The organism is Escherichia sp. E4702, from assembly GCF_963883545.1.
Taxonomy (GTDB): domain Bacteria; phylum Pseudomonadota; class Gammaproteobacteria; order Enterobacterales; family Enterobacteriaceae; genus Escherichia.
The window spans coordinates 350,776-375,375 of record NZ_CAWORF010000021.1; the positions used below are offsets into that span (position 1 = coordinate 350,776).

At 49.7% G+C, this 24,600-nt stretch carries 22 protein-coding genes; 9 read left to right on the forward strand and 13 right to left on the reverse strand.

Going from position 1 to position 24,600, the window contains the following annotated elements:
* Positions 1–23: 23 nt before the first annotated feature.
* Together decR and cof are read right to left on the reverse strand one after the other, a co-directional pair.
* Positions 24–482: a DNA-binding transcriptional regulator DecR gene (decR, locus tag AACU94_RS15035; RefSeq protein ID WP_000884589.1), complete on the reverse strand. Its 459-nt coding sequence runs from the start codon at positions 480–482 to the stop codon at positions 24–26.
* 152 nt (positions 483–634) lie between these two features.
* Complete coding sequence (cof, locus tag AACU94_RS15040; protein ID WP_130258547.1) at positions 635–1,453, reverse strand: HMP-PP phosphatase; 819 nt, start codon at positions 1,451–1,453, stop codon at positions 635–637.
* 99 nt (positions 1,454–1,552) lie between these two features.
* On the opposite strand from cof, the gene AACU94_RS15045 reads away from it, so the two are divergent.
* A complete protein-coding gene (locus AACU94_RS15045; protein ID WP_135489684.1) occupies positions 1,553–3,253 on the forward strand; it encodes an SgrR family transcriptional regulator in 1,701 nt (566 codons plus the stop codon).
* A 63-nt stretch (positions 3,254–3,316) separates the two neighbouring features.
* Positions 3,317–4,012: a 7-cyano-7-deazaguanine synthase QueC gene (queC, locus tag AACU94_RS15050; protein ID WP_130258545.1), complete on the forward strand. Its 696-nt coding sequence runs from the start codon at positions 3,317–3,319 to the stop codon at positions 4,010–4,012.
* Between the two features lie 51 nt (positions 4,013–4,063).
* On the opposite strand, the gene fadM is transcribed toward queC, so the two are convergent.
* From fadM to bolA, 9 genes are all read right to left on the reverse strand, one after another.
* Positions 4,064–4,462, reverse strand: coding sequence for a long-chain acyl-CoA thioesterase FadM (gene fadM, locus AACU94_RS15055; RefSeq protein ID WP_001194534.1), 399 nt, complete (start codon positions 4,460–4,462; stop codon positions 4,064–4,066).
* A 93-nt stretch (positions 4,463–4,555) separates the two neighbouring features.
* Positions 4,556–4,927 (reverse strand): helix-hairpin-helix domain-containing protein, encoded by a 372-nt coding sequence (locus AACU94_RS15060; protein WP_135489685.1) that lies wholly within the window; start codon positions 4,925–4,927, stop codon positions 4,556–4,558.
* Between the two features lie 151 nt (positions 4,928–5,078).
* A complete protein-coding gene (gene ppiD / locus AACU94_RS15065) occupies positions 5,079–6,950 on the reverse strand; it encodes a peptidylprolyl isomerase (protein ID WP_135489686.1) in 1,872 nt (623 codons plus the stop codon).
* A gap of 191 nt (positions 6,951–7,141) precedes the next feature.
* Positions 7,142–7,432: a nucleoid-associated protein HU-beta gene (hupB, locus tag AACU94_RS15070; protein WP_254892905.1), complete on the reverse strand. Its 291-nt coding sequence runs from the start codon at positions 7,430–7,432 to the stop codon at positions 7,142–7,144.
* Positions 7,433–7,622: 190 nt separating this feature from the next.
* On the reverse strand, positions 7,623–9,977 hold the full coding sequence (lon, locus tag AACU94_RS15075) for an endopeptidase La (RefSeq protein ID WP_064527151.1): 2,355 nt from the start codon (positions 9,975–9,977) through the stop codon (positions 7,623–7,625).
* A gap of 187 nt (positions 9,978–10,164) precedes the next feature.
* Positions 10,165–11,439, reverse strand: coding sequence for an ATP-dependent protease ATP-binding subunit ClpX (clpX, locus tag AACU94_RS15080; RefSeq protein ID WP_000130305.1), 1,275 nt, complete (start codon positions 11,437–11,439; stop codon positions 10,165–10,167).
* A 125-nt stretch (positions 11,440–11,564) separates the two neighbouring features.
* Entirely contained in the window at positions 11,565–12,188 is a 624-nt protein-coding gene (gene clpP, locus AACU94_RS15085; protein WP_000122253.1) for an ATP-dependent Clp endopeptidase proteolytic subunit ClpP, read from the reverse strand.
* 245 nt (positions 12,189–12,433) lie between these two features.
* Positions 12,434–13,732 (reverse strand): trigger factor, encoded by a 1,299-nt coding sequence (gene tig, locus AACU94_RS15090; RefSeq protein ID WP_135489687.1) that lies wholly within the window; start codon positions 13,730–13,732, stop codon positions 12,434–12,436.
* A gap of 343 nt (positions 13,733–14,075) precedes the next feature.
* Positions 14,076–14,393: a transcriptional regulator BolA gene (bolA, locus tag AACU94_RS15095; protein WP_130215453.1), complete on the reverse strand. Its 318-nt coding sequence runs from the start codon at positions 14,391–14,393 to the stop codon at positions 14,076–14,078.
* 315 nt (positions 14,394–14,708) lie between these two features.
* On the opposite strand from bolA, the gene AACU94_RS15100 reads away from it, so the two are divergent.
* The 7 genes from AACU94_RS15100 to cyoE all read left to right on the forward strand — a co-directional run bounded on the left by AACU94_RS15100 (position 14,709) and on the right by cyoE (position 22,050).
* Positions 14,709–15,275 carry a lipoprotein gene (locus tag AACU94_RS15100; RefSeq protein WP_240726487.1) on the forward strand — a complete coding sequence of 189 codons (567 nt, stop codon included), beginning with the start codon at positions 14,709–14,711 and terminating at the stop codon, positions 15,273–15,275.
* Between the two features lie 43 nt (positions 15,276–15,318).
* On the forward strand, positions 15,319–16,794 hold the full coding sequence (gene ampG, locus AACU94_RS15105; RefSeq protein ID WP_135489688.1) for a muropeptide MFS transporter AmpG: 1,476 nt from the start codon (positions 15,319–15,321) through the stop codon (positions 16,792–16,794).
* Positions 16,795–17,254: 460 nt separating this feature from the next.
* Positions 17,255–18,202 (forward strand): cytochrome o ubiquinol oxidase subunit II, encoded by a 948-nt coding sequence (gene cyoA / locus AACU94_RS15110; RefSeq protein WP_001239440.1) that lies wholly within the window; start codon positions 17,255–17,257, stop codon positions 18,200–18,202.
* A gap of 21 nt (positions 18,203–18,223) precedes the next feature.
* Positions 18,224–20,215, forward strand: a complete 1,992-nt coding sequence (gene cyoB, locus AACU94_RS15115) for a cytochrome o ubiquinol oxidase subunit I (protein WP_130215449.1) — start codon at positions 18,224–18,226, stop codon at positions 20,213–20,215.
* The gene (locus AACU94_RS15120; protein ID WP_000179819.1) at positions 20,205–20,819 is read left to right on the forward strand and encodes a cytochrome o ubiquinol oxidase subunit III; all 615 of its coding nucleotides are present in this window, start codon (positions 20,205–20,207) and stop codon (positions 20,817–20,819) included. The genes cyoB and AACU94_RS15120 overlap by 11 nt, the downstream gene beginning before the upstream one ends.
* Complete coding sequence (locus tag AACU94_RS15125; RefSeq protein WP_130237752.1) at positions 20,819–21,148, forward strand: cytochrome o ubiquinol oxidase subunit IV; 330 nt, start codon at positions 20,819–20,821, stop codon at positions 21,146–21,148. The genes AACU94_RS15120 and AACU94_RS15125 overlap by 1 nt, the downstream gene beginning before the upstream one ends.
* 11 nt (positions 21,149–21,159) lie before the next feature.
* A complete protein-coding gene (cyoE, locus tag AACU94_RS15130) occupies positions 21,160–22,050 on the forward strand; it encodes a heme o synthase (RefSeq protein WP_130223227.1) in 891 nt (296 codons plus the stop codon).
* Between the two features lie 25 nt (positions 22,051–22,075).
* Here the strand turns inward: cyoE and AACU94_RS15135 are convergent, their stop codons facing one another.
* Positions 22,076–23,014 carry a tetratricopeptide repeat protein gene (locus tag AACU94_RS15135; protein WP_135489689.1) on the reverse strand — a complete coding sequence of 313 codons (939 nt, stop codon included), beginning with the start codon at positions 23,012–23,014 and terminating at the stop codon, positions 22,076–22,078.
* Between the two features lie 10 nt (positions 23,015–23,024).
* The gene (locus AACU94_RS15140) at positions 23,025–24,524 is read right to left on the reverse strand and encodes an SEL1-like repeat protein (protein ID WP_135489690.1); all 1,500 of its coding nucleotides are present in this window, start codon (positions 24,522–24,524) and stop codon (positions 23,025–23,027) included.
* Positions 24,525–24,600 lie beyond the last annotated feature (76 nt).

Genomic DNA, 24,600 nt, shown 5'->3' on the forward strand with positions numbered 1-24,600 from the left:
TGTCCTGACCTGATCCTGGATAATTATTCGATAGGTAACGAGGTAGTGTACTTAATCTGTTCCATCGCGAAGCTGGAAGTGACGTCCGAAAGCCCCGGCACACTGTTAACCAGACGCTTATAAAACTCATCGTAGCGCTTCATATCAGCAACCTGGACCCGCATCAGATAATCGTATTCACCGGCCATGCGCCAGAAACCGAGAACTTCCGGCATTTCCGTGACGACCGTAACAAAGCGACAATACCATTCACTGCTGTGATGTTGCGTTTTAATCAGCACAAAAGCCGTCAGACCCAGGCCAATTTTTTCCGGATCCAGCAACGCGACTTTGCCGATAAGAATACCGTCATCTTCCAACCGTTTCAGACGCTTCCAGCAAGGCGTGGTTGTCAGATTAACGGCTTCTGCCAGTGCCTGCAAAGAAAGGGTGCAATCCTGCTGTAATAAGGCCAGCAGCTTACGGTCAATTTTATCTAACATAGCCAATCCACAGAGAATTATTTTCTCTTTTGATTCTATTTTAAAGGCCAAATAGCGACAATTTATTCCGTGCGATTTCACAGAGAATGCACAAAATGACAAATTCGGGGCAAAAAAAACCGGGCAGTTGCCCGGTGCTGGAAGGAATCTCGTTATTCGGGGGAATAAGGTAGATGTGGATTATCCAGCCAGTGCGTCAAAAAGTGAGAGACAGCCTGATTACGGCAGTGTCCAATCACCGGTAAATGAGGGAGTTCCGCACGCAATTGCGGCATCGCATTACCCATAATGAAGCCCTTACCGACGCTGCCTAACATTTCGCGATCATTCATCGCGTCACCAAAGGCCATACAGTCACGCAGCGAAAAACCTAAATGTTGGGTCAGCACCGTCAACGCAGCGCCTTTATTGCAGCCCACCGGCAGCACTTCCAGGCAATCAGTCGCGGAAAAACACAAATGTGCATGCTCACCTAAAGCTTCGTGTAGTTGGATCTGCAAGCGTGCAAGATCGTCGTGATCGCCACAGAAACAGATCTTGGTGACACTGCCGAGTGGCATTTTTTTGACATCGATTATCTGATAACGAAAACCGCTATAGACAAATGCCTGCAACAGCGCAGGGATCTCTTTCCCGGTAAACCAACCATCGTCATTGAAGATATGCATGCTGGCTCGGGTATCCCATTGCTGATACAGCACCAGCTCCGCCACATCCGCAGGTAAATCATCACGATGTAAAAGTTCGCCTTCCAGAGAGTGCACACGCGTGCCGTTGCCGGTAATTAAATACGCATCCAGCGATAGCGCCCCGAGAATATGCTGCATCTCCAACGCATGACGCCCCGTAGCAAATGTAAGGGTAATATCGCGTTCACGCAGGCGCGCCAGAGTAGAGAGAGTTTTCTCACCTAAATGATGGTCAGGCATCAATAAAGTGCCGTCCATATCAAATGCTGCCAGACGAGCCATTTCTTTCTCCACTCTGTGACACGATTAATGGTGATTGAGTATCACTTGATATATACGGAAGTAATAGTGAATAGATAAAAAATATTGTTCCGGGTTTATATGCGACTGCTTAATCGTCTTAACCAGTATCAACGTTTGTGGCAACCTTCCGCCGGAACACCACAATCCGTTACCGTCAGCGAACTGGCAGAACGTTGCTTTTGCAGCGAACGCCATGTACGCACATTGTTACGTCAGGCGCAGGAGGCGGGATGGCTGGAGTGGCAGGCGCAATCCGGGCGCGGAAAACGCGGGCAACTGCGCTTTCTGGTGACGCCGGAATCCTTGCGCAATACGATGATGGAACAGGCGCTGGAAAGTGGAAAACAACAGGATGTGCTGGAACTCGCGCAGCTGGCGCCTGGCGAACTGCGTACCCTGTTACAACCGTTTATGGGCGGGCAATGGCAAAACGATACCCCGACATTGCGTATTCCTTATTATCGCCCGCTCGAACCACTGCAACCGGGTTTTTTAGCCGGACGTGCCGAACAGCATCTCGCCGGGCAAATTTTTTCCGGCCTGAGCCGTTTCGACAATAACTCCCAACGCCCAATTGGCGATTTAGCGCATCACTGGGAAACGTCTGCTGACGGGTTACGCTGGGATTTTTATCTTCGCTCAACCCTACACTGGCATAACGGTGATGCAGTAAAAGCAACACAGCTACATCAACGCTTGCTGATGCTGCTACAGTTGCCTGCCCTGAGGCAGTTATTTATTAGCGTGCAGCGTATTGAAGTCACCCACCCGCAGTGTCTGACCTTCTTTTTAAATCGCCCCGATTACTGGCTGGCACACCGACTGGCGAGCTATTGCTGCCATCTGGCGCATCCGCAATTACCACTGGTAGGAACCGGACCTTTCCGCTTAACACAATTCACACCGGAACTGGTGCGCCTCGAAAGCCATGATTATTACCATTTACGTCATCCGCTACTAAAAGCGGTTGAGTACTGGATAACCCCGCCGCTTTTTGAAAAAGATTTGGGTACGAGTTGTCGGCATCCCGTCCAAATCACCATCGGCAAACCAGAGGAATTGCCACGGGTCAGTCAGGTCAGTAGCGGCATCAGTTTAGGTTTTTGCTATTTAACGTTGCGCAAAAGCCCCCGACTGACCCTCTGGCAGGCACGAAAAGTGATCACCATTATTCATCAATCCGGTTTACTACAAACGTTAGAAGTCGGAGAAAATCTGATCACCGCCAGTCATGCATTGCTGCCAGGCTGGACTATTCCACAATGGAAGGTACCGGAGGAAGTCAAACTACCTGAAACGCTGACGCTGGTTTATCACCTGCCGGTGGAACTTCATGTGATGGCAGAACAGTTACGAACGACGCTGGCAGCAGAAGGTTGCGAGCTAAAGATTATTTTTCATAACGCGAAAAACTGGGATGGAGCCACGCCACTGGCGCAAGCAGACCTCATGATGGGCGACAGATTAATTGGCGAAGCGCCGGAATATACCCTTGAACAGTGGCTGCGCTGCGATCCGCTGTGGCCACATGTTTTTACTGCCAGTACATACGCACATCTACAATCGACACTGGATGCCGTGCAAATAATGCCTGACGAAGAAAGCCGATTTAATGCCCTGAAAACAGTGTTTAGCCAGTTAATGGCTGACGCAACGCTGACACCACTGTTCAACTATCACTATCGCATTAGTGCGCCGCCAGGCGTGAACGGTGTGCGACTGACACCGCGCGGCTGGTTTGAATTTACCGAGGCCTGGCTACCCGCACCGTCGCAATGAAGAGCTGGCCCGGGTTAACCGCAGGCGTTACCATAACGTTTTATCGATTTAGCAGGATGATTTATGAAACGTGCTGTCGTTGTATTCAGTGGGGGCCAGGACTCTACAACCTGTCTGGTGCAGGCATTGCAACAATATGATGAAGTCCATTGCGTGACGTTTGATTACGGTCAGCGCCATCGCGCAGAGATCGACGTCGCGCGCGATCTGGCGCTGAAACTGGGCGCACGCGCGCATAAGGTGCTGGATGTCACCCTGCTTAACGAGCTGGCAGTCAGCAGTCTGACGCGTGACAGCATTCCCGTGCCAGATTATGAACCTGAAGCCGATGGCATCCCGAATACGTTTGTTCCAGGGCGTAATATTTTGTTCCTGACGCTCGCGGCGATTTACGCATATCAGGTGAAAGCCGAAGCGGTGATCACCGGCGTCTGCGAAACAGATTTCTCCGGCTACCCGGATTGCCGCGATGAGTTTGTGAAAGCACTAAACCATGCCGTCAGTTTGGGCATGGCGAAAGATATTCGTTTTGAAACGCCGCTGATGTGGATTGATAAAGCGGAAACCTGGGCGCTGGCGGATTATTACGGCAAGCTGGATTTAGTGCGTAACGAAACACTGACCTGCTATAACGGCATCAAAGGCGATGGTTGCGGTCATTGTGCTGCATGTAATCTGCGTAGTAATGGGTTGAATCATTATCTGGCCGATAAACCAGTTGTGATGGCGGCGATGAAGCAGAAGACCGGGTTGAAGTAATTATTCCGGGTGTTGCCGGATGCTCAAGCCGCATCCGGCACAACAAAACGTTTACTTAACCATCTGCTCCAGCTTTTCGCGCAGCTCCCCTTCCAGAGCTAAAGCCTTCTGCGTTTTAAGATCGATACAAACAAACGTGATAAGCGCATCTGCCACCACCTGCCCTTCCGGCTCCAGAGTGATGACCTGGCTTAAGATGCCGCTTTTACCGTTTAATTGCTGTAACTGGCTCGTAATGGTTAACAAGTCACTTAATACCGCCGGGCGGCGATAGTTGATATTGATATTCACCACCACGAAAGCGATGTTATGGGCGGTCATCCATTGAAAACTGTCGCTGTTTTCCAATCCATCCCAGCGGGCTTCTTCGAGAAACTCAAGGTAGCGGGCGTTGTTTACGTGCTGGTAGACGTCGAGATGATATCCACGAACTTTGATTTGTGTTTGCATAGCGCAATAACCTTACGTTGTTGTTATAAGTACAGAGGCCATAACTGGTATGACCTCTTCAGTCTGGCAAAAAATTGCCACTATGCAAATTAATTACAGGGTTAATACCGCCAGATTACGTTCCACCAGCGAATTACCCATCCCCGGCACCTGCTTTAGATCCTCCACCGTTTTAAATGGGCCATACTCTTCGCGATAACTGACAATCGCCTGCGCTTTCTTCAGGCCAACGCCATTCATCGCGCGGGCTAGCTCTTCCGCGCTGGCATTATTAATGCTGACTCTGGTGCCTTCTTCATCACTGGCTTTCGCCGGTACTGCCGCTTTGCTTTGTGCCGCAGGGGCTTCCGCTTTGGTTTCGACCGCCGCCGGTTTCGCTGCAGGAGCTGCCGCCAGCGCGCCATGAGACATTCCGGCACAGGCCAGGGACAGGGTAATGAGCAGTGCTTTGATTCCGTGTTTCATACTGTTTTCTCCTTGTTTGTTAACAGTGGAATCACCTTAACGGCAGTGAAAACAGTAAACAAATGGCAATGTTCAGAAATGGAAAAGGCCGCGAAAGCGACCTTTTTCTTGTTACAGCTACAAAGCATTTTTTTGCGAGGCGGCTTCAGGATTATTGCTGTTCCAGCGCATCGCCAATTTTGATTTTCGCCTCTTTACGCAGGTTACTCATCAGAGCTTCAAAGACGATTTGTGCGTTGTTTTGGGTAATGCCCTGCACCATCGCTTTTTTCTGCTCTTCCGGCATTGAACCTTGTTTCACTTCGTCCAGCGCCAGCAGAACGACATTGCCCTGCATATCGGTCGCCATACCGTAGCTCGGTTTGTCTTTCGCTGGCAGAGGCAGTGCAAATGCCGCCAGGCTAATCGGGTCACGACCAGAACGGCTTAAGGTTTTCGGCTCACCAAATTTCACACCGGCAGCCTGCATAGCTTCCGCACCCTTGCCCGCTTTCAGATCAACCAGCAGTTTTTCAGCATCGATTTTCGCTTGCTGTTCAGCTTTGTTGTGCTGAACCATTGCTTTAACCTGTTCCTGAACATCTGCCAGCGGTTTAACCGCTTCCGGTTTATGCTCACTGATACGCAGAACGAATGCACGATCGCCGTCTACGGTGATGATGTCAGAGTTGATGCCCGGTGCGCCGTTTTCACCAATCAGACCGCCGTTAAAGATAGCGTCCGCCACCGGTTTGAAGTTTAACTCTTCCGGTAGCTTATCTTTGCTGAACCAGCCAGTCTGAGTAGCTTTAACGCCCGCTGCCTGCTCTGCACCTGCCAGAGATTCAGTGTCGTTGCTTGCTGCATCGCTTATTTTCTGTTGCAACGCGTAGTATGCATCCAGCGCTTTTTCGTGTTTCACTTTCGCTGCGATTTCGTCACGAACTTCGTCTAACGACTTCACTTTTGCTGGCTGAATGTCATCCAGACGGACGATCAGGAAACCTACCGAGGATTTGATCACGCCAGAAAGCTGACCTTTTTCTTTCAGACCGGCATTTTTCAGTTCGTCCGGTGTGGTGGCGTCTTCTAACCAACCCATATCACCGCCGTTACGGGCAGAGATAATATCAGCAGATTTTTCTTTTGCTAACGCGGCAAAATCACCGCCTTTGTTCAGCGCATCAAGTACGGCTTTCGCTTCATCTTCAGTTTTGGTCTGGATGATGCTGTAGCGCGTGCGCTGTGGCTGGGTGAATTGATCCTGATGCTGATCGTAGTAGCTCTGGATATCCGCATCGCTAACCGATTGCTGCATCGTGGCAGCATCCAGCTTGATGTAGCTCACGCGGAACTGTTCCGGAGTCATGAAATTGTTTTTGTTTTGCTCGTAGTAGCTGGCGATTTCTGCTTCGGTCACAGCTTGCTTAGCCGCCAGCGCATTAACGTCGATAGTCGCTTCACGCACTACACGTTGTTGAGCGACCAGCGCGGCCAGTTCGTCAGTTTCACCTTTCAGCATAAAGTCGGTGCCGGCAACGCCATTAATCAGCTGTTGGGTGGTGAGCTGGTTACGCAGCGCCTGCGCGTACTGATCGGCACTCATTCCCATTCGGTTGAGGATATCGTTGTAGCGGCTGTTATCGAACTTGCCGTCCACCTGGAAAGCCGGGGTCGCGAAAATCGCTTGCTTGACCTGCTCATCGCTGATACCCAGTTTCAGTTCGCGAGCGTACTGATCCAGTAGAGCCTCGTCAATAAGACGATTCAGCACCTGTTGACGCAGGGTTTTCATATAGCCTTCGTTCGCCGCCAACTCGGAGTATTGATCGCCCAGCTGTTGCTGCATGCGATTACGCTCGCTGTTGAAGGCGTTCTCGAACTGCCCACGGCTGATTTCCTGGTCATTCACTTTTGCGGCGTAGTTATTGCCTCCGCCAATCAGGTAACCACTCACGCCGGTCAATATGAACGACACGATAATGATACCGAAAATAATCTTGAGCACGAGACTGTTTGCAGCCGTGCGTAAGCTGTCCATCATGGTGTAACAACACTCCGCTGTAGATGACTGTATACCTCACGCAACTTATCGCTGCGCGCAAAGGCCTATTGTGACAAGAAACGGGGGCAATTGTCAGCCCACAATGCGCAGAAAGTCACGGAATACAAATAAAAAAGGCACATCAGTAGATGCGCCCTTGAACTTCGTCACATCCCCAATGGGGACAACACTTAGTTTACCGCGTCTTTCAGTGCTTTACCTGCACGGAAGCTCGGTACTTTAGCTGCAGCGATGGTGATCTCTTTACCGGTCTGCGGGTTGCGACCAGTACGGGCAGCACGCTCTTTAACGGCAAAAGTACCAAAACCTACCAGTGCTACATCATCCCCTTCTTTCAGGGATTCAGTTACGGAAGCAATAATAGCATCTAACGCACGGCCAGCCGCAGCTTTAGAGATATCAGCCCCTGCAGCAATCTTGTCAATCAATTGAGATTTATTCACTCTTCTCTTCCTCTTTATAATTTATCTCGCACTTGAATCCTTCAAGGTGCGAACGCGCAGCAGTTATATCAGGCCAGCCATCCCCTTACAACACCCCTTAATAAGGGCAAGCCTAATCCGCCCTCTAACTTAACGAGACAAAAAAAGGCTGGCAAGTCCGAATTTACCTGCCAGCCCTTTTTTTATTAGTGCATTTTGCGCGAGGTCACTATTTTGCGGTTACAACCTGCATGCCAGACGGCTCATTTTGCAACGCGAGAGTCAGAACTTCCTCAATACGTTTCACCGGATGAATGTCCAGATCGGCAATAACATTGTCTGGAATCTCTTCCAGATCGCGTTTATTTTCGTACGGAATTAACACAGTTTTAATTCCACCACGATGCGCCGCCAGCAGTTTTTCTTTCAAACCGCCGATTGGTAACACTTGGCCACGCAAGGTTATCTCGCCCGTCATCGCCACATCGGCGCGAACCGGGTTACCGGTCAGGCAAGAAACCAGCGCAGTGCACATGGCAATACCAGCGCTCGGACCATCTTTCGGCGTCGCACCTTCCGGTACGTGCACATGGATGTCGCGTTTTTCGTAAAAATCTGGATTGATCCCCAGTTTTTCCGCACGCGCACGAACCACCGTTAACGCCGCCTGAATGGACTCTTGCATCACTTCGCCCAGAGAACCGGTATAAGTGAGTTTACCTTTGCCTGGTACACACGCAGTTTCGATGGTCAGTAAGTCGCCGCCGACTTCTGTCCACGCCAGACCCGTTACCTGACCGACGCGGTTTTCGTTATCCGCGCGACCATAGTCGAAACGTTGTACGCCGAGGTAGTCATGCAGGTTATCGCCGTTAATTTCGATATGTTTTAATGACTTATCGAGAAGTAACTGCTTAACCGCTTTACGGCACAGTTTGGAGATTTCACGCTCCAGACCACGCACGCCTGCCTCACGGGTGTAGTAACGAATAATGCCGATAATGGCGCTATCGTCGACGGTCAGCTCACCTTTTTTCAGCGCATTACGTTCAATCTGCTTCGGCAGCAAGTGACGTTTGGCGATGTTCAGTTTTTCATCTTCGGTATAACCGGAGAGGCGAATCACTTCCATACGATCCAGCAGCGGTGCCGGAATGTTCATGGAGTTCGACGTCGCGACAAACATCACGTCACTCAGGTCGTAATCCACTTCCAGGTAATGGTCGCTGAACGCCACGTTCTGCTCTGGATCCAACACTTCAAGCAGTGCAGAAGCCGGATCGCCACGCATGTCAGAAGACATTTTGTCGATCTCATCGAGCAGGAACAGCGGGTTTTTCACGCCCACTTTCGCCATTTTCTGGATCAATTTACCCGGCATAGAACCGATGTAAGTACGGCGGTGACCACGGATTTCCGCTTCATCACGCACGCCGCCCAGTGCCATACGGACATATTTACGTCCTGTGGCTTTGGCTATGGACTGACCCAGGGACGTTTTACCTACCCCCGGCGGCCCTACCAGGCAGAGGATCGGCCCCTTGATTTTGTTTACACGGCTTTGAACCGCGAGGTACTCAAGGATACGATCTTTCACGCGCTCCAGACCATAATGATCGGTATCGAGGATTTCTTGCGCCTGACGCAGGTCTTTTTTGACCTTGCTACGCGCATTCCACGGCACCTGTACCATCCAGTCGATATAACCACGCACCACGGTTGCTTCTGCCGACATCGGAGACATCATTTTCAGCTTCTGCAGTTCTGCTTCCGCTTTTTCTTTTGCCTCTTTCGGCATTTTCGCCGCGTCGATTTTGCGCTTCAGGGCTTCGTTTTCGTCCGGCGCGTCGTCCATTTCGCCGAGTTCTTTCTGAATGGCTTTCATCTGCTCGTTCAGATAGTACTCACGCTGGGATTTCTCCATCTGCTTTTTCACGCGGTTACGAATACGTTTCTCAACCTGCAGCAGATCGATTTCCGATTCCATCATCGCCATCAGATATTCCAGACGCTCGTTAACGTCGGACATCTCAAGAACAGACTGTTTGTCAGCCAGTTTCAGCGGCATATGCGCGGCAATGGTATCTGCCAGACGCGCAGGATCGTCGATGCTGTTAAGCGACGTCAGCACTTCTGGTGGGATTTTCTTATTCAGCTTGATGTAGCCTTCGAACTGGCTGATTGCAGTACGCACCAGCACTTCCTGTTCCCGCTCCTCAATGGTCGGCGATTCCAGATACTCCGCCTTCGCAGAAAAGTGTTCGCCATTGTCAGAGAGCGCAGAAATACGCGCGCGCTGTAACCCCTCGACCAGCACTTTGACGGTGCCGTCAGGCAGCTTCAGCATCTGCAATATAGAGGCCACGGTCCCGACGGTGAAAAGATCGTTTACACCCGGCTCATCCGTTGAAGCTTCTTTCTGCGCGACCAGCATAATTTTTTTATCATGGTCCATCGCCGCTTCCAGACAACGGATAGATTTTTCCCGCCCGACAAATAAGGGGATGACCATGTGCGGATAAACCACCACATCGCGCAGCGGCAATACGGGGATTTCAATGCGTTCAGAACGCTCAGGATTCATAGAGCTCTCTCTTAGTTTAATTTCCGCCAGGTAATCAGATGACACGACTGTGCTTCACGCCATCTATTAACATGTACGTCAGTATATGGGGATGTTTCCCCCACATTCAACGTCGAGAATAGAGGAAAAATGAAAGGGGAGATAAAATCCCCCCTTTTTGGTTAACTGGCTGTATGCGAATGGTTAATTATTCACCAGATGCCTGTTGCGCTTCCGGCTTACCATAAATCAGCAGCGGTTTGCTCTGGCCATCAATTACCGATTCGTCGATAACCACTTTTTCGACATCTTCCATGGACGGCAGATCGTACATGGTATCGAGCAGTGCGGCTTCTACGATGGAGCGCAGACCACGTGCACCGGTTTTACGCGCCATCGCTTTCTTAGCGATAGCATCCAGCGCCTCGTCACGGAACTCCAGATCAACGCCCTCAAGATTAAACAACGCCTGATATTGCTTGGTCAGGGCGTTTTTCGGCTCTTTAAGGATCTGAATCAGGGCTTCTTCGCTCAGTTCATTCAGCGTTGCTACAACTGGCAGACGACCGATGAACTCAGGGATCAGACCAAATTTGATCAGATCTTCCGGTTCTACCTGCGCCAGCAGTTCGCCTTCACTTGCTTTGTCGGACTTCGCTTTTACCGTCGCGCCAAAACCAATGCCGGAGCCGGTTTCTACACGATGGGAAATCACTTTATCCAGACCAGCAAACGCACCACCACAGATAAACAGGATCTTAGAGGTATCTACCTGCAAGAACTCCTGCTGCGGATGCTTACGCCCGCCCTGCGGTGGAACGGCAGCAACTGTACCTTCGATCAGTTTCAACAGTGCCTGCTGTACGCCTTCACCGGAAACGTCACGGGTAATAGACGGGTTGTCAGACTTACGTGAAATCTTGTCAATTTCATCGATGTAGACAATACCGCGCTGCGCTTTCTGTACGTCGTAGTCGCACTTCTGCAACAGCTTCTGAATGATGTTTTCAACGTCTTCGCCCACATAACCGGCTTCGGTCAGTGTAGTCGCATCGGCCATAGTGAACGGAACATCCAGCAGGCGTGCCAGCGTTTCAGCCAGCAGCGTTTTACCGGAACCGGTCGGACCGATCAGCAGAATGTTACTTTTGCCCAACTCGACGCCATTGCTGGTATCGCCATTGCGCAGACGTTTGTAGTGGTTGTATACCGCGACCGCCAGCACTTTTTTCGCCTGTTCCTGACCGATTACGTAATCGTCCAGATGGTTGCGAATTTCATGCGGCGTCGGTAGCGCACTGCGTTCACGATGCGGTGCAACTTCTTTAATCTCTTCGCGAATGATGTCGTTACATAAATCAACACATTCGTCGCAGATATACACGGATGGTCCGGCAATCAGCTTGCGCACTTCATGCTGGCTTTTGCCGCAAAAAGAGCAGTACAACAGTTTGCCTGAGCCATCTTTGCGTTTATCTGTCATGGGTCAAAACCTCTTCTTTGTTCTTTGTGCCGCACACGACGACGCAAATGCCATTCTCAGGCGCAAGTCGCTTATAGCGTTGTGCCGCCCTGGATAAGTATAGCGGCACAGTTGCGCCTCTGGCATCAATTACGATGGGTCAGAATCGAATCGACCAGACCGTATTCCACCGCTTCAGGGGCGGAAAGGAAGCGATCGCGCTCGGTATCTCGTTCAATCTGTTCTAATGATTGACCCGTATGGAGCGCCATAAGTTCATTCATGCGCCCTTTAACTTTCAGAATCTCACGGGCATGAATTTCGATATCGGTCGCCTGGCCCTGGTAGCCGCCCAGCGGCTGGTGAATCATCACGCGCGAGTTCGGCAGGCAGAAACGTTTACCTTTTGCCCCTGCGGTCAGCAGGAATGCGCCCATCGAGGCCGCCTGGCCCATACAGATGGTGCTGACATCAGGCTTGATAAACTGCATGGTGTCATAGATAGACATCCCGGCAGTGATCACTCCGCCTGGGGAGTTAATGTACAGATAGATATCTTTTTCTGGGTTTTCCGCTTCCAGGAACAGCATCTGCGCCACAATCAGGTTAGCCATGTGGTCTTCAACCTGGCCAGTCAGAAAAATGACGCGTTCCTTAAGTAGACGAGAATAGATATCAAAAGAGCGCTCACCGCGTGAGGTCTGTTCAATGACCATCGGCACCAGCGCCATATGGGGTGCAAAGTTATCTCGTTCGCCGCTGTATGACATTTCCGTCTCCTGGATAAAATTGAAAAAACCTGCTGTACCGATTGTAACCTTATGGACGGATTATCAGCTAGTCCCTGTGTTATGGGTACGGCATCACCATATTTCAAGCATAACAATCTTTTGTTGTTACGCTAACACCGAAAGAGCGTTTTCGCACGGTTCCATGCAAAATTCATGACAAAAAAAAGCCCACCACCTGGCGGTGACGGGCCTTTGTGCGAATTTAGCGCGTTATGCTGCGTAAATTACGCCTGCTGGTTCATCAGCTCGTTGAAAGTGGTTTCTTTTTCAGTCACTTTCGCTTTCGCCAGTACAGCTTCTACAGCCTGTTCTTCCAGAGCAACATTGCGCATGTTGTCCATCAGTTCTTTGTTTTTGCTGTAGAACTCGATAACTTCTTTCGGATCTTCGTACGCAGAAGCCATCTCTTCGATCAAGCCTTTCACACGCTCTTCGTCAGCTTTCAGCTCGTTGGTGCGGATAACTTCGCCCAGCAGCAGGCCAACAACTACGCGGCGTTTAGCCTGTTCTTCGAACAGTTCACGCGGCAGTTCCAGCGCTTGTTTCTCGTTGCCACCGAAACGCTGTGCAGCCTGACGACGCAGAACGTCGATTTCGCTGTCGATCAGCGCAGCCGGTACGTCGATGTCGTTAGCTTTTACCAGACCTTCGATCGCCTGAGACTTAACGCGGTTACGGATGGCGCTCTTCAGCTCGCGCTCCATGTTTTTACGCACTTCAGCGCGCAGACCTTCTACAGAACCATCTTCAACGCCGAAACGTTTGATGAATTCTGCAGTCAGTTCCGGCAGTTCACGCTCTTCAACTTTCTTCAGGTTGATAGCGAATTTCGCTGCTTTACCCTTCAGGTTTTCTGCGTGGTATTCTTCCGGGAAGGTCACATCGATGATGAACTCTTCGCCAGCTTTGTGGCCTTTGATACCGTCTTCAAAGCCCGGGATCATGCGACCCTGGCCCATCGCCAGTACGAAATCAGACGCTTTACCGCCTTCGAACTCTTCGCCGTCAACTGAACCGGTGAAGTCGATGGTTACGCGGTCTTCTGCTTCAACAGCGCCGTCTTTTTCTTTCCAGGTAGCCTGCTGTTTACGCAGAGTATCCAGCATGCCGTCAACGTCAGCGTCGGTCACTTCCACGATCGGTTTTTCAACTTCGATCGCTTCCAGACCCTGCAGTTCAACTTCCGGATACACTTCAAACTCTACAGAGTAGGTGAAGTCTTCACCCAGCTTGTATTCGCCCGGAACATAGGTCGGTGCGCCAGCCGGATTGATTTTTTCTTTAATGATGGCGTCAATGAAGTTACGGCTCATCAGGTCGCCCAGAACGTCCTGGCGTACAGACGCGCCATAACGCTGAGCAACGATATTCATTGGCACTTTGCCTTTACGGAAGCCGTCAATACGTACTTTTTTCGCAACGTTGACCAGCTCGCTTTTAACAGCGGTTTCGATGCTGTCAGCAGCGATAGTAATCGTTACACGGCGGCCAAGGCCTTGAGTGGTTTCAACTGAAACTTGCATCTTGTTACCTCAAAAAATCACAGTGCTCGGTCAACTCTTACCCCGCAAGCACAGGTTGTTGGCTTCGCGGTACCGGGATGTTCTTATAATCAATCACATTCCCTGTTACCAGAATCATCCCGAAAGCATTCAAATAGGACGCGGCATTATAGCGGCATCACTTTTATGAGTCGAGAACGGTTATTGCGCGCTACCGCGTATTTTTTCACAATCCCCGGGGAATTTTCGTCTGAATGCTGGGCAAAAAGCACAAAATCCAGACAAAACAAAACGGCCCGCAGGCCGTTTTTCATAAAATCTTTAGCAACATACTGGAAAAGCGCTGACGGTTGCAAATGCGTTTTTACGCGATGCTTCCTGCTCCACGACAGGGAGGAGAGGCAAAAATGGTATCCTGCAACCCTTCCCATTCCTTAATAGTGTAAGTATGCAGAGCCAGCGCATGAACGGTAGTAGAGAGTTCCTCCGCTAAAGTACTGTAAATCATTCGATGACGATTCAGAAAACGTTCACCCGTAAAACGATCGCTGACCAGCACAACTTTAAAATGGCTTTCAGAGCCGGCTGGGACATTGTGACGATAGCTTTCATCCACAACTTCGAGGAATACGGGTTGGAACGACGCCCTTAATTTTTCTTCTATCCGCTCACGTATCATCATGAAATATCTCCTCCGACAACGCTGAGATGTCACCCATCCCTTTAAATACTAGCCGCTTTTACCGTTACCATTACAGCTTAGCAACAAATATTTAGCTTTCGTCCCAGTTTTTCAGTCAACCGTATGAAGTTTACTGATTTAAAGATTAATTCACAGGCTGCGCACGAGTGATTCTTTTACTCACGGTGATTATTTCGTCAACACGATGAATTTACATGCCTTACCCACTTCCCCTCGTCGTTGGCAATGTTATGATGGCGAGAATTTTTACCAAACACGCTTACCAGTCTCTGAGAGCCAGAACATGTTCAAAAAATCCTCTTCCCATTAGTTGCTCTGTTTATGCTTGCAGGATGCGCAACACCACCAACGACGATTGACGTTTCCCCAACGATGACGCTGCCGCAGCAGGATCCAAGCCTGATGGGCGTCACCGTTAGCATTAATGGTGCCGATCAACGTACCGATCAGGCGCTGGCGAAAGTGACCCGCGATAATCAGATTGTCACCCTGACCGCCTCTCGCGATTTGCGTTTCCTGCTGCAAGAAGTGCTGGAAAAACAAATGACCGCACGTGGTTACATGGTCGGCCCAAATGGTCCGGTTAATCTGCAAATCATCGTTAGCCAACTGTATGCTGACGTGTCCCAGGGTAACGTGCGTTACAACATCGCCACTAAAGCAGATATCGCCATCATCGCCACCGCGCAGAATGGCAACAAGATGACCAAAAACTATCGTGCCAGCTACAACGTTGAAGGCGCTTTTCAGGCTTCCAACAAAAATATCGCCGATGCGGTTAACAGTGTGCTGACCGACACCATTGCTGACATGTCTCAGGACACCAGCATTCACGAATTCATCAAGCAGAACGCGCGTTAATTTCTGCCCTCTGGCCCGGTGCAAGCCGGGCCTGTAGACGCCCATGTCCAGTCAATATTTACGTATTTTCCAACAGCCGCGTTCAGCCATTTTGCTGATCCTGGGTTTTGCATCCGGGCTACCGCTTGCCCTGACATCCGGCACGTTACAGGCGTGGATGACCGTTGAGAATATCGATCTTAAAACCATCGGTTTCTTCTCTCTGGTAGGCCAGGCTTATGTATTTAAATTTCTCTGGTCCCCGCTGATGGACCGCTACACCCCACCGTTCCTCGGACGTCGGCGCGGTTGGCTGCTCGCTACACAAACTCTATTGTTACTGTCCATTGCGGCGATGGGTTTTCTCGAACCTGGCACCCAATTACGCTGGATGGCAGCTCTGGCGGTGGTGATCGCTTTTTGCTCCGCCTCCCAGGATATCGTCTTTGATGCCTGGAAAACGGATGTGCTTCCAGCGGAAGAACGCGGCGCAGGTGCAGCAATCAGCGTGCTGGGGTATCGCCTGGGGATGCTGGTATCCGGCGGCCTGGCTTTATGGCTGGCGGATAAATGGTTGGGCTGGCAAGGCATGTACTGGTTGATGGCGGCGCTGCTGATCCCCTGTATTATCGCGACACTGCTTGCACCAGAACCAACCGACACCATTCCTGTACCCAAAACGCTGGAACGGGCCGTTGTAGCACCATTGCGTGATTTCTTTGGCCGCAATAACGCATGGCTGATTCTGCTTTTAATCGTACTGTACAAACTGGGCGATGCTTTCGCCATGAGCCTGACAACCACGTTTTTGATTCGCGGCGTCGGATTTGATGCCGGCGAAGTGGGTGTAGTTAACAAAACGCTCGGTCTACTGGCGACCATCGTCGGCGCATTGTTCGGCGGAATTTTAATGCAGCGCCTGTCATTGTTCCGTGCGCTCATGATTTTCGGCCTTTTACAAGGTGCGTCCAACGCCGGTTACTGGCTACTTTCCGTGACTGATAAGCATCTCTACAGCATGGGCGCGGCTGTCTTTTTCGAAAATCTGTGTGGCGGGATGGGAACATCAGCATTTGTGGCGCTATTAATGACCCTGTGTAATAAGTCATTTTCCGCTACCCAGTTCGCCCTGCTCTCGGCGCTTTCTGCTGTAGGACGGGTTTATGTAGGACCAGTAGCAGGTTGGTTTGTTGAAGCTCACGGCTGGCCGACGTTCTATCTGTTCTCTGTTGCCGCCGCCGTACCTGGACTTATTTTGCTGCTGGTTTGCCGCCGCACGCTGGAGTACACATGGGTCAATAACGACTTTATCCCTCGTACCGGGTATCCGGCAGGTTATGCCTTTGCCATGTCGACGCTGGCAACGGGCGTCAGTCTGTTAGCCGTGTGGTTACTGCTATTGACGATGGACGCGCTGGATTTGACCCACTTCTCTTTCCTGCCAGCTCTGCTGGAAGTCGGCGTTTTAGTCGCCCTGGGCGGAGTCGTGTTTGGTGGTTTGCTGGATTATCTGGCGCTACGAAAAACACATCTGACGTAATCTGTGAATATTATTTAGCTGTAGTAATCACCAGGCGTAATTATTACGGCTAAATAAACATCAGCATCGCTTAATAATATTTGTTCTTTTGTGCGGCTTAGATTTCTAAAATTATTGACGCCATTTATAAATTCTATTTTTCTTACACGATTCAGCTAATGACACTTTATTTCCCCTTACCTAAATTGTCACCTCAATGATAATTATTTGTTAAATAATTGTTTTGTTTTGAGATTGGTTATACCAATTGCCCTGCTACCCCCCTTCCGCGAGCCCCTTTCGTTATAACGCCCTTTTGCAACAGCTTCTTAAAACCAGCTTGATATGTTTTGCAACATATGTGACCTGACAGCCAAATCCAAGTAACAGGAATTTAATCATGTTTACAGTAATGTAACCCTCCCGTAAAATGCCCACACACTTTAAACGCCACCAGATCCCGTGGAATTGAGGTCGTTAAATGAGACTCAGGAAATACAATAAAAGTTTGGGATGGTTGTCATTATTTGCAGGCACTGTATTGCTCAGTGGTTGTAATTCTGCGCTGTTAGATCCCAAAGGACAGATTGGTCTGGAGCAACGTTCACTGATACTGACGGCATTTGGCCTGATGTTGATTGTCGTTATTCCCGCAATCTTGATGGCTGTTGGTTTCGCCTGGAAGTACCGTGCGAGCAATAAAGATGCTAAGTACAGCCCGAACTGGTCACACTCCAATAAAGTGGAAGCTGTGGTCTGGACGGTACCTATCTTAATCATCATCTTCCTTGCGGTACTGACCTGGAAAACCACTCACGCACTTGAGCCTAGCAAGCCGCTGGCACACGACGAGAAGCCCATTACCATCGAAGTGGTTTCCATGGACTGGAAATGGTTCTTCATCTACCCGGAACAGGGAATTGCTACCGTGAATGAAATCGCTTTCCCGGCGAACACTCCGGTGTACTTCAAAGTGACCTCCAACTCCGTGATGAACTCCTTCTTCATTCCGCGTCTGGGTAGCCAGATTTATGCCATGGCCGGTATGCAGACTCGCCTGCATCTGATCGCCAACGAACCCGGTACTTATGACGGTATCTCCGCCAGCTACAGCGGTCCGGGCTTCTCAGGCATGAAGTTCAAAGCTATCGCAACGCCGGATCGCGCCGAATTCGACCAGTGGGTCGCAAAAGCGAAACAGTCGCCGAACAGCATGTCTGACATGGCAGCGTTCGAAAAACTGGCCGCGCCTAGCGAATACAACCAGGTGGAATATTTCTCCAACGTGAAACCAGACTTGTTTGCCGATGTGATTAATAAGTTTATGGCTCACGGTAAGAGCATGGACATGACCCAGCCAGAAGGTGAGCACAGCGCACACGAAGGTATGGAAGGCATGGACATGAGCCACGCGGAATCCGCCCATTAAAGGGGTTGAGGAAGAATAAAGATGTTCGGAAAATTATCACTTGATGCAGTCCCGTACCATGAACCTATCGTCATGGTTACGATCGCTGGCATTATTTTGGGAGGTCTGGCGCTCGTTGGCCTGATCACTTACTTCGGTAAGTGGACCTACCTGTGGAAAGAGTGGCTGACCTCCGTCGACCATAAACGCCTCGGTATCATGTATATCATCGTGGCGATTGTGATGTTGCTGCGTGGTTTTGCTGACGCCATTATGATGCGTAGCCAGCAGGCCCTTGCCTCGGCGGGCGAAGCGGGCTTCCTTCCGCCTCACCACTACGATCAGATCTTCACCGCGCACGGCGTGATTATGATCTTCTTCGTGGCGATGCCTTTCGTTATCGGTCTGATGAACCTGGTGGTTCCGCTGCAGATCGGCGCGCGTGACGTTGCGTTCCCGTTCCTCAACAACTTAAGCTTCTGGTTTACCGTTGTTGGTGTGATTCTGGTTAACGTTTCTCTCGGTGTGGGCGAATTTGCGCAGACCGGCTGGCTGGCCTATCCACCGTTATCGGGAATAGAGTACAGTCCAGGAGTCGGTGTCGATTACTGGATATGGAGTCTCCAGCTATCCGGTATAGGTACGACGCTAACCGGTATCAACTTCTTCGTTACCATTCTGAAGATGCGTGCACCGGGCATGACCATGTTTAAGATGCCAGTATTTACCTGGGCATCACTGTGCGCAAACATTCTGATTATTGCTTCCTTCCCAATTCTGACGGTTACCGTCGCGTTGTTGACCCTGGATCGCTATCTGGGCACCCATTTCTTTACCAACGATATGGGTGGCAACATGATGATGTACATCAACCTGATTTGGGCTTGGGGCCACCCGGAAGTTTACATCCTGATCCTGCCTGTTTTCGGTGTGTTCTCCGAAATTGCGGCAACCTTCTCGCGTAAACGCCTGTTTGGTTATACCTCGCTGGTATGGGCAACCGTCTGTATCACCGTGCTGTCGTTCATCGTCTGGCTGCACCACTTCTTTACGATGGGTGCGGGCGCGAACGTAAACGCCTTCTTTGGTATCACCACCATGATTATCGCCATCCCGACCGGGGTGAAGATCTTCAACTGGCTGTTCACCATGTATCAGGGCCGCATCGTGTTCCATTCTGCGATGCTGTGGACCATCGGCTTTATCGTCACCTTCTCGGTGGGCGGTATGACTGGTGTGCTGCTGGCAGTACCGGGCGCGGACTTCGTTCTGCATAACAGCCTGTTCCTGATTGCGCACTTCCATAACGTTATCATCGGCGGCGTGGTCTTCGGCTGCTTCGCAGGGATGACCTACTGGTGGCCTAAAGCGTTCGGTTTCAAACTGAACGAAACCTGGGGTAAACGCGCGTTCTGGTTCTGGATCATCGGCTTCTTCGTTGCCTTTATGCCGCTGTATGCGCTGGGCTTCATGGGTATGACTCGTCGCTTGAGCCAGCAGATTGACCCGCAGTTCCACACCATGCTGATGATTGCAGCCAGCGGTGCGGTACTGATTGCGCTGGGTATCCTCTGCCTCGTTATTCAGATGTACGTTTCCATTCGCGACCGCGACCAGAACCGTGACCTGACTGGCGACCCGTGGGGTGGCCGTACGCTGGAGTGGGCAACCTCTTCCCCGCCTCCGTTCTATAACTTTGCCATTGTGCCGCACGTTCACGAGCGTGATGCATTCTGGGAAATGAAAGAGAAAGGCGAAGCGTACAAAAAGCCTGACCACTATGAAGAAATTCATATGCCGAAAAACAGCGGCGCCGGTATCGTCATTGCGGCTTTCTCCACCATCTTCGGTTTCGCCATGATCTGGCATATCTGGTGGCTGGCGATTGTTGGCTTCGCAGGCATGATCATCACCTGGATTGTGAAAAGCTTCGACGAGGACGTGGATTACTACGTGCCGGTGGCAGAAATCGAAAAACTGGAAAACCAGCATTTCGATGAGATTACTAAGGCAGGGCTGAAAAATGGCAACTGATACTTTGACGCACGCGACTGCCCACGCGCACGAACACGGGCACCACGATGCAGGCGGAACCAAAATCTTCGGATTTTGGATCTACCTGATGAGCGACTGCATTCTGTTCTCTATCTTGTTTGCTACCTATGCCGTTCTGGTGAACGGCACCGCAGGCGGCCCGACAGGTAAGGACATTTTCGAACTGCCGTTCGTTCTGGTTGAAACTTTCTTGCTGTTGTTCAGCTCCATCACCTACGGCATGGCGGCTATCGCCATGTACAAAAACAACAAAAGCCAGGTTATCTCCTGGCTGGCGTTGACCTGGTTGTTTGGTGCCGGATTTATCGGGATGGAAATCTATGAATTCCATCACCTGATTGTTAACGGCATGGGTCCGGATCGCAGCGGCTTCCTGTCAGCGTTCTTTGCGCTGGTCGGCACGCACGGTCTGCACGTCACTTCCGGTCTTATCTGGATGGCGGTGCTGATGGTACAAATCGCTCGTCGCGGCCTGACCAGCACTAACCGTACCCGCATCATGTGCCTGAGCCTGTTCTGGCACTTCCTGGATGTGGTTTGGATCTGTGTGTTCACTGTTGTTTATCTGATGGGGGCGATGTAATGAGTCATTCTAACGAACATAGCGGCGCATCCCATGGCAGCGTAAAAACCTACATGACAGGCTTTATCCTGTCGGTAATCCTGACGGTGATCCCGTTCTGGATGGTAATGACAGGTTCTGCCTCTCCGGCCGTAATTCTGGGAACAATCCTGGTAATGGCTGTGGTACAGGTTCTGGTGCATCTGGTGTGCTTCCTGCACATGAATACCAAATCAGATGAAGGCTGGAACATGACGGCGTTTGTCTTCACCGTGCTAATCATCGCTATCCTGGTTGTAGGCTCCATCTGGATTATGTGGAACCTCAACTACAACATGATGATGCACTAAGAGCGGCGGTTATGATGTTTAAGCAATACCTGCAAGTAACGAAACCAGGCATCATCTTTGGCAACCTGATCTCGGTGATTGGGGGATTCCTGCTGGCCTCAAAGGGCAGCATTGATTATCCCCTGTTTATCTACACGCTGGTTGGGGTGTCACTGGTTGTGGCGTCGGGTTGTGTGTTTAACAACTACATCGACAGGGATATCGACAGAAAGATGGAAAGGACGAAGAATCGGGTGCTGGTTAAAGGCCTGATCTCTCCTGCTGTCTCGCTGGTGTACGCCACCTTGCTGGGTATTGCTGGCTTTATGCTGCTGTGGTTTGGCGCGAATCCGCTGGCCTGCTGGCTGGGGGTGATGGGCTTTGTGGTTTATGTCGGCGTTTATAGCCTGTACATGAAACGCCACTCGGTCTACGGCACATTGATTGGTTCGCTCTCCGGCGCAGCGCCGCCGGTGATCGGCTACTGTGCAGTAACCGGCGAGTTCGATAGCGGCGCAGCGATTCTGCTGGCTATCTTCAGCCTGTGGCAGATGCCTCACTCCTATGCCATCGCCATTTTCCGCTTTAAGGATTATCAGGCGGCAAACATTCCGGTACTGCCGGTGGTAAAAGGCATTTCGGTGGCGAAGAATCACATCACGCTGTATATCATCGCCTTTGCCGTTGCCACGCTGATGCTCTCTCTTGGCGGTTACGCTGGATATAAATATCTGGTGGTCGCCGCGGCGGTGAGCGTCTGGTGGTTAGGTATGGCCCTGCGCGGTTATAAAGTTGCTGATGACAGAATCTGGGCGCGCAAGCTGTTCGGCTTCTCTATCATCGCCATCACTGCCCTCTCGGTAATGATGTCCATTGATTTTATGGTGCCGGACTCGCATACGCTGCTGGCGTCTGTTTGGTAAATCTTATCGTCATCAAAAAACCCGCTTACTCTGGCGGGTTTTTTATTGCCCCCACTTTTAGCAGATCCACTTCTTTACCCTTTATCGTTGCCGTTGCGGCAATAATGCGAGTCTTCACCTGTGAACACATTTTCGACTCAAAATCGGATCTATAAAGAAGGAGCAATGAATTGCTGCTAAACGAACCGATTATGTAATCAGTAAAGTTAATATTCAGCCGGTTTAAGCCGAAAGGCTCGAAACCAACCGTTTGGATAATTTCTTTACCAGACGGACTCTTAATGTTGTACGTAACACGAAGATTGGCCACTTCGCCTAATTTATTGGTTTCTGCAAAGAGGCTATCCATACAGGAAAAGCTCTCATCTAAAAAATTATCCCGCATTCCAGAATGGGTAATCGTGATCACTGGTAATGTATCGTCAACCGTTTTTCTGTCAATCATGTCTTTTCGACAGGCGGCAAGAAAGTTCTGCGGGCCACCATAAATGTGGACACCCTTATCAAGATATTCCTTCGCTTTCTTACAATCTACCTCAACATACTGACCATTGGCGTACATCATACCCAATCTGGACCATGCTAAATTTATACCGTGCTGCGCGGCCTGATTAAATAACGTATACGCTTTGGCGTAATCCACCCGTATAAGTGTACCGGAATAGTAAATATCTCCCAGTGCCAGCAAAGCATCTCCATGACCTTGCCTGGCGGCTAACTCGAACCATTTAATCGCTTCCTGCACGTTGGGTTTCGTATCATAGCGGGGCTGATAATATTCCCAGCCTAACAGGCTCTGCGCGTCGACATCCCCCGATTCAGCCATTTTATGCAGTGTACTTATAACATCGGGCGCAGGTTTACCATCGTATATGCTGTCATACAATTCATGCGCTTTCTCACTTGCCACCACGCCTGGTGAAACTATCAGCATTAAAGAAAATAATATTCTTTTAGGCAACATAAAATATCCCTTATTTATCTTGCACCTGAATATGCTCTTCTTTTAATAAATCACGTTGTTTTCCATTCAGTATCGCCGTCGCAGCTTTAACAGAATAAGTCAAATCATGAAAATCGCATAAATTACGATTATACATTGGGATGTCTATATAGCTTTTTCTTATATAACTGGAATTATTATACATATCCACACCGAGCGTATTCAAACTAAAAGGAGGGACAGAAAGGGTATATTCTTTACTCATTCCCTCACTCCCCTTTAGCTCAAGCGTCAACTGCAAATTAGTTATACCACTAATTTTATCTGCATTAATTTCAATACTGACATCGCATATTTTTGGTTTTTCATTTGCGTTAAAGCCATAGGTCCCGTAATGTTTTAACGTGAGATAAGGTAAAATATCACCCTGTGTTTCTCGGGTTTTCTGATCTTGATTACAACGGGTTAAATATTCATCCTTATTAAATTTCATTGAATATTTCCCCGCACCTTTTTCGTAATAATCCCATGCCTTATTACAATCAAGCGTTTCACCTAATCCGTTGTAATACATCCAACTTAACCACAACGCGGCTTTTTTTGCCCCTTGCTGTTCAGCCTTGTCAAAAAGCACGCTCGCTTTAGAATAATCAACCTCACCGGTCAACCCAGAATAGTAAATATTCCCCAGGGCCACTAATGCTTTTTCGTCATTCTTATTTGCAGCTAATTCGTACCATTTTTTGGCTTCGACAGCATCAATTGTTAAACCAGCACTGCCATTTTCGTAGGCATCGCCCATGGTATACTGCGCCATCGGATAACCTTTTTCTGCCGCAGTGCGAAACCATTGCAGTGCTTTCTTTATGGTGTCTAAAGAACGTCTATCATCAGAAGGTGAAAAATCATCGAGATAAAGATTTCCGACAATATAATCCATTTCGGGGTCGCCTTCCTGCGCCCATAGAGTCGCCAGACGCAGAATTTCCGGTTTACTGAAACCAATTCGCCCCCAAAAAAGCAAATCATTCTCGGGTGCCTGTCCGACATAACGACTGACAAATTCAATTAAACTCGCCCGTTTCGTTTTGTCTGTCTCGGCCCCGGATTTCAATTCATAGGCCTGATTAATTATTTTATTCATCAAATCAGGCGGAATATTAAGATCGTCAGTTTTCGACTTACTGGCATACATCTGTGCTCGTGTCACATCCAGGGTTATGCCTTTACCATATTGAAAGAAATAACGTGCATTATAACAACCGTATTCGCCCCCCTGGTTACAGGCTTTCTCATACCACTGAATCGCCTTTGGGATGTCAACAGATACTGTCACTCCGTGTTCATAAACAAATCCCAGTAGCACTAGCGCCTGCGTGTTATTGGTATCAGCTAATTTTTGCAGTTCTTTTAACGCCGTCTGATCTTTATTGACAATACGTTCATACAGTTGATCAATATCTGTTGAAGCATAACAAAAAGAAGCCAGAGATAAACCCAATGATAATAAAATAACTTTACCAGACCACATACATTCCTCCTTGATATATTCAACCACCAAACATCCACCTCATGAATAAATACGCTGCCATAACGGCCCAGGTAAT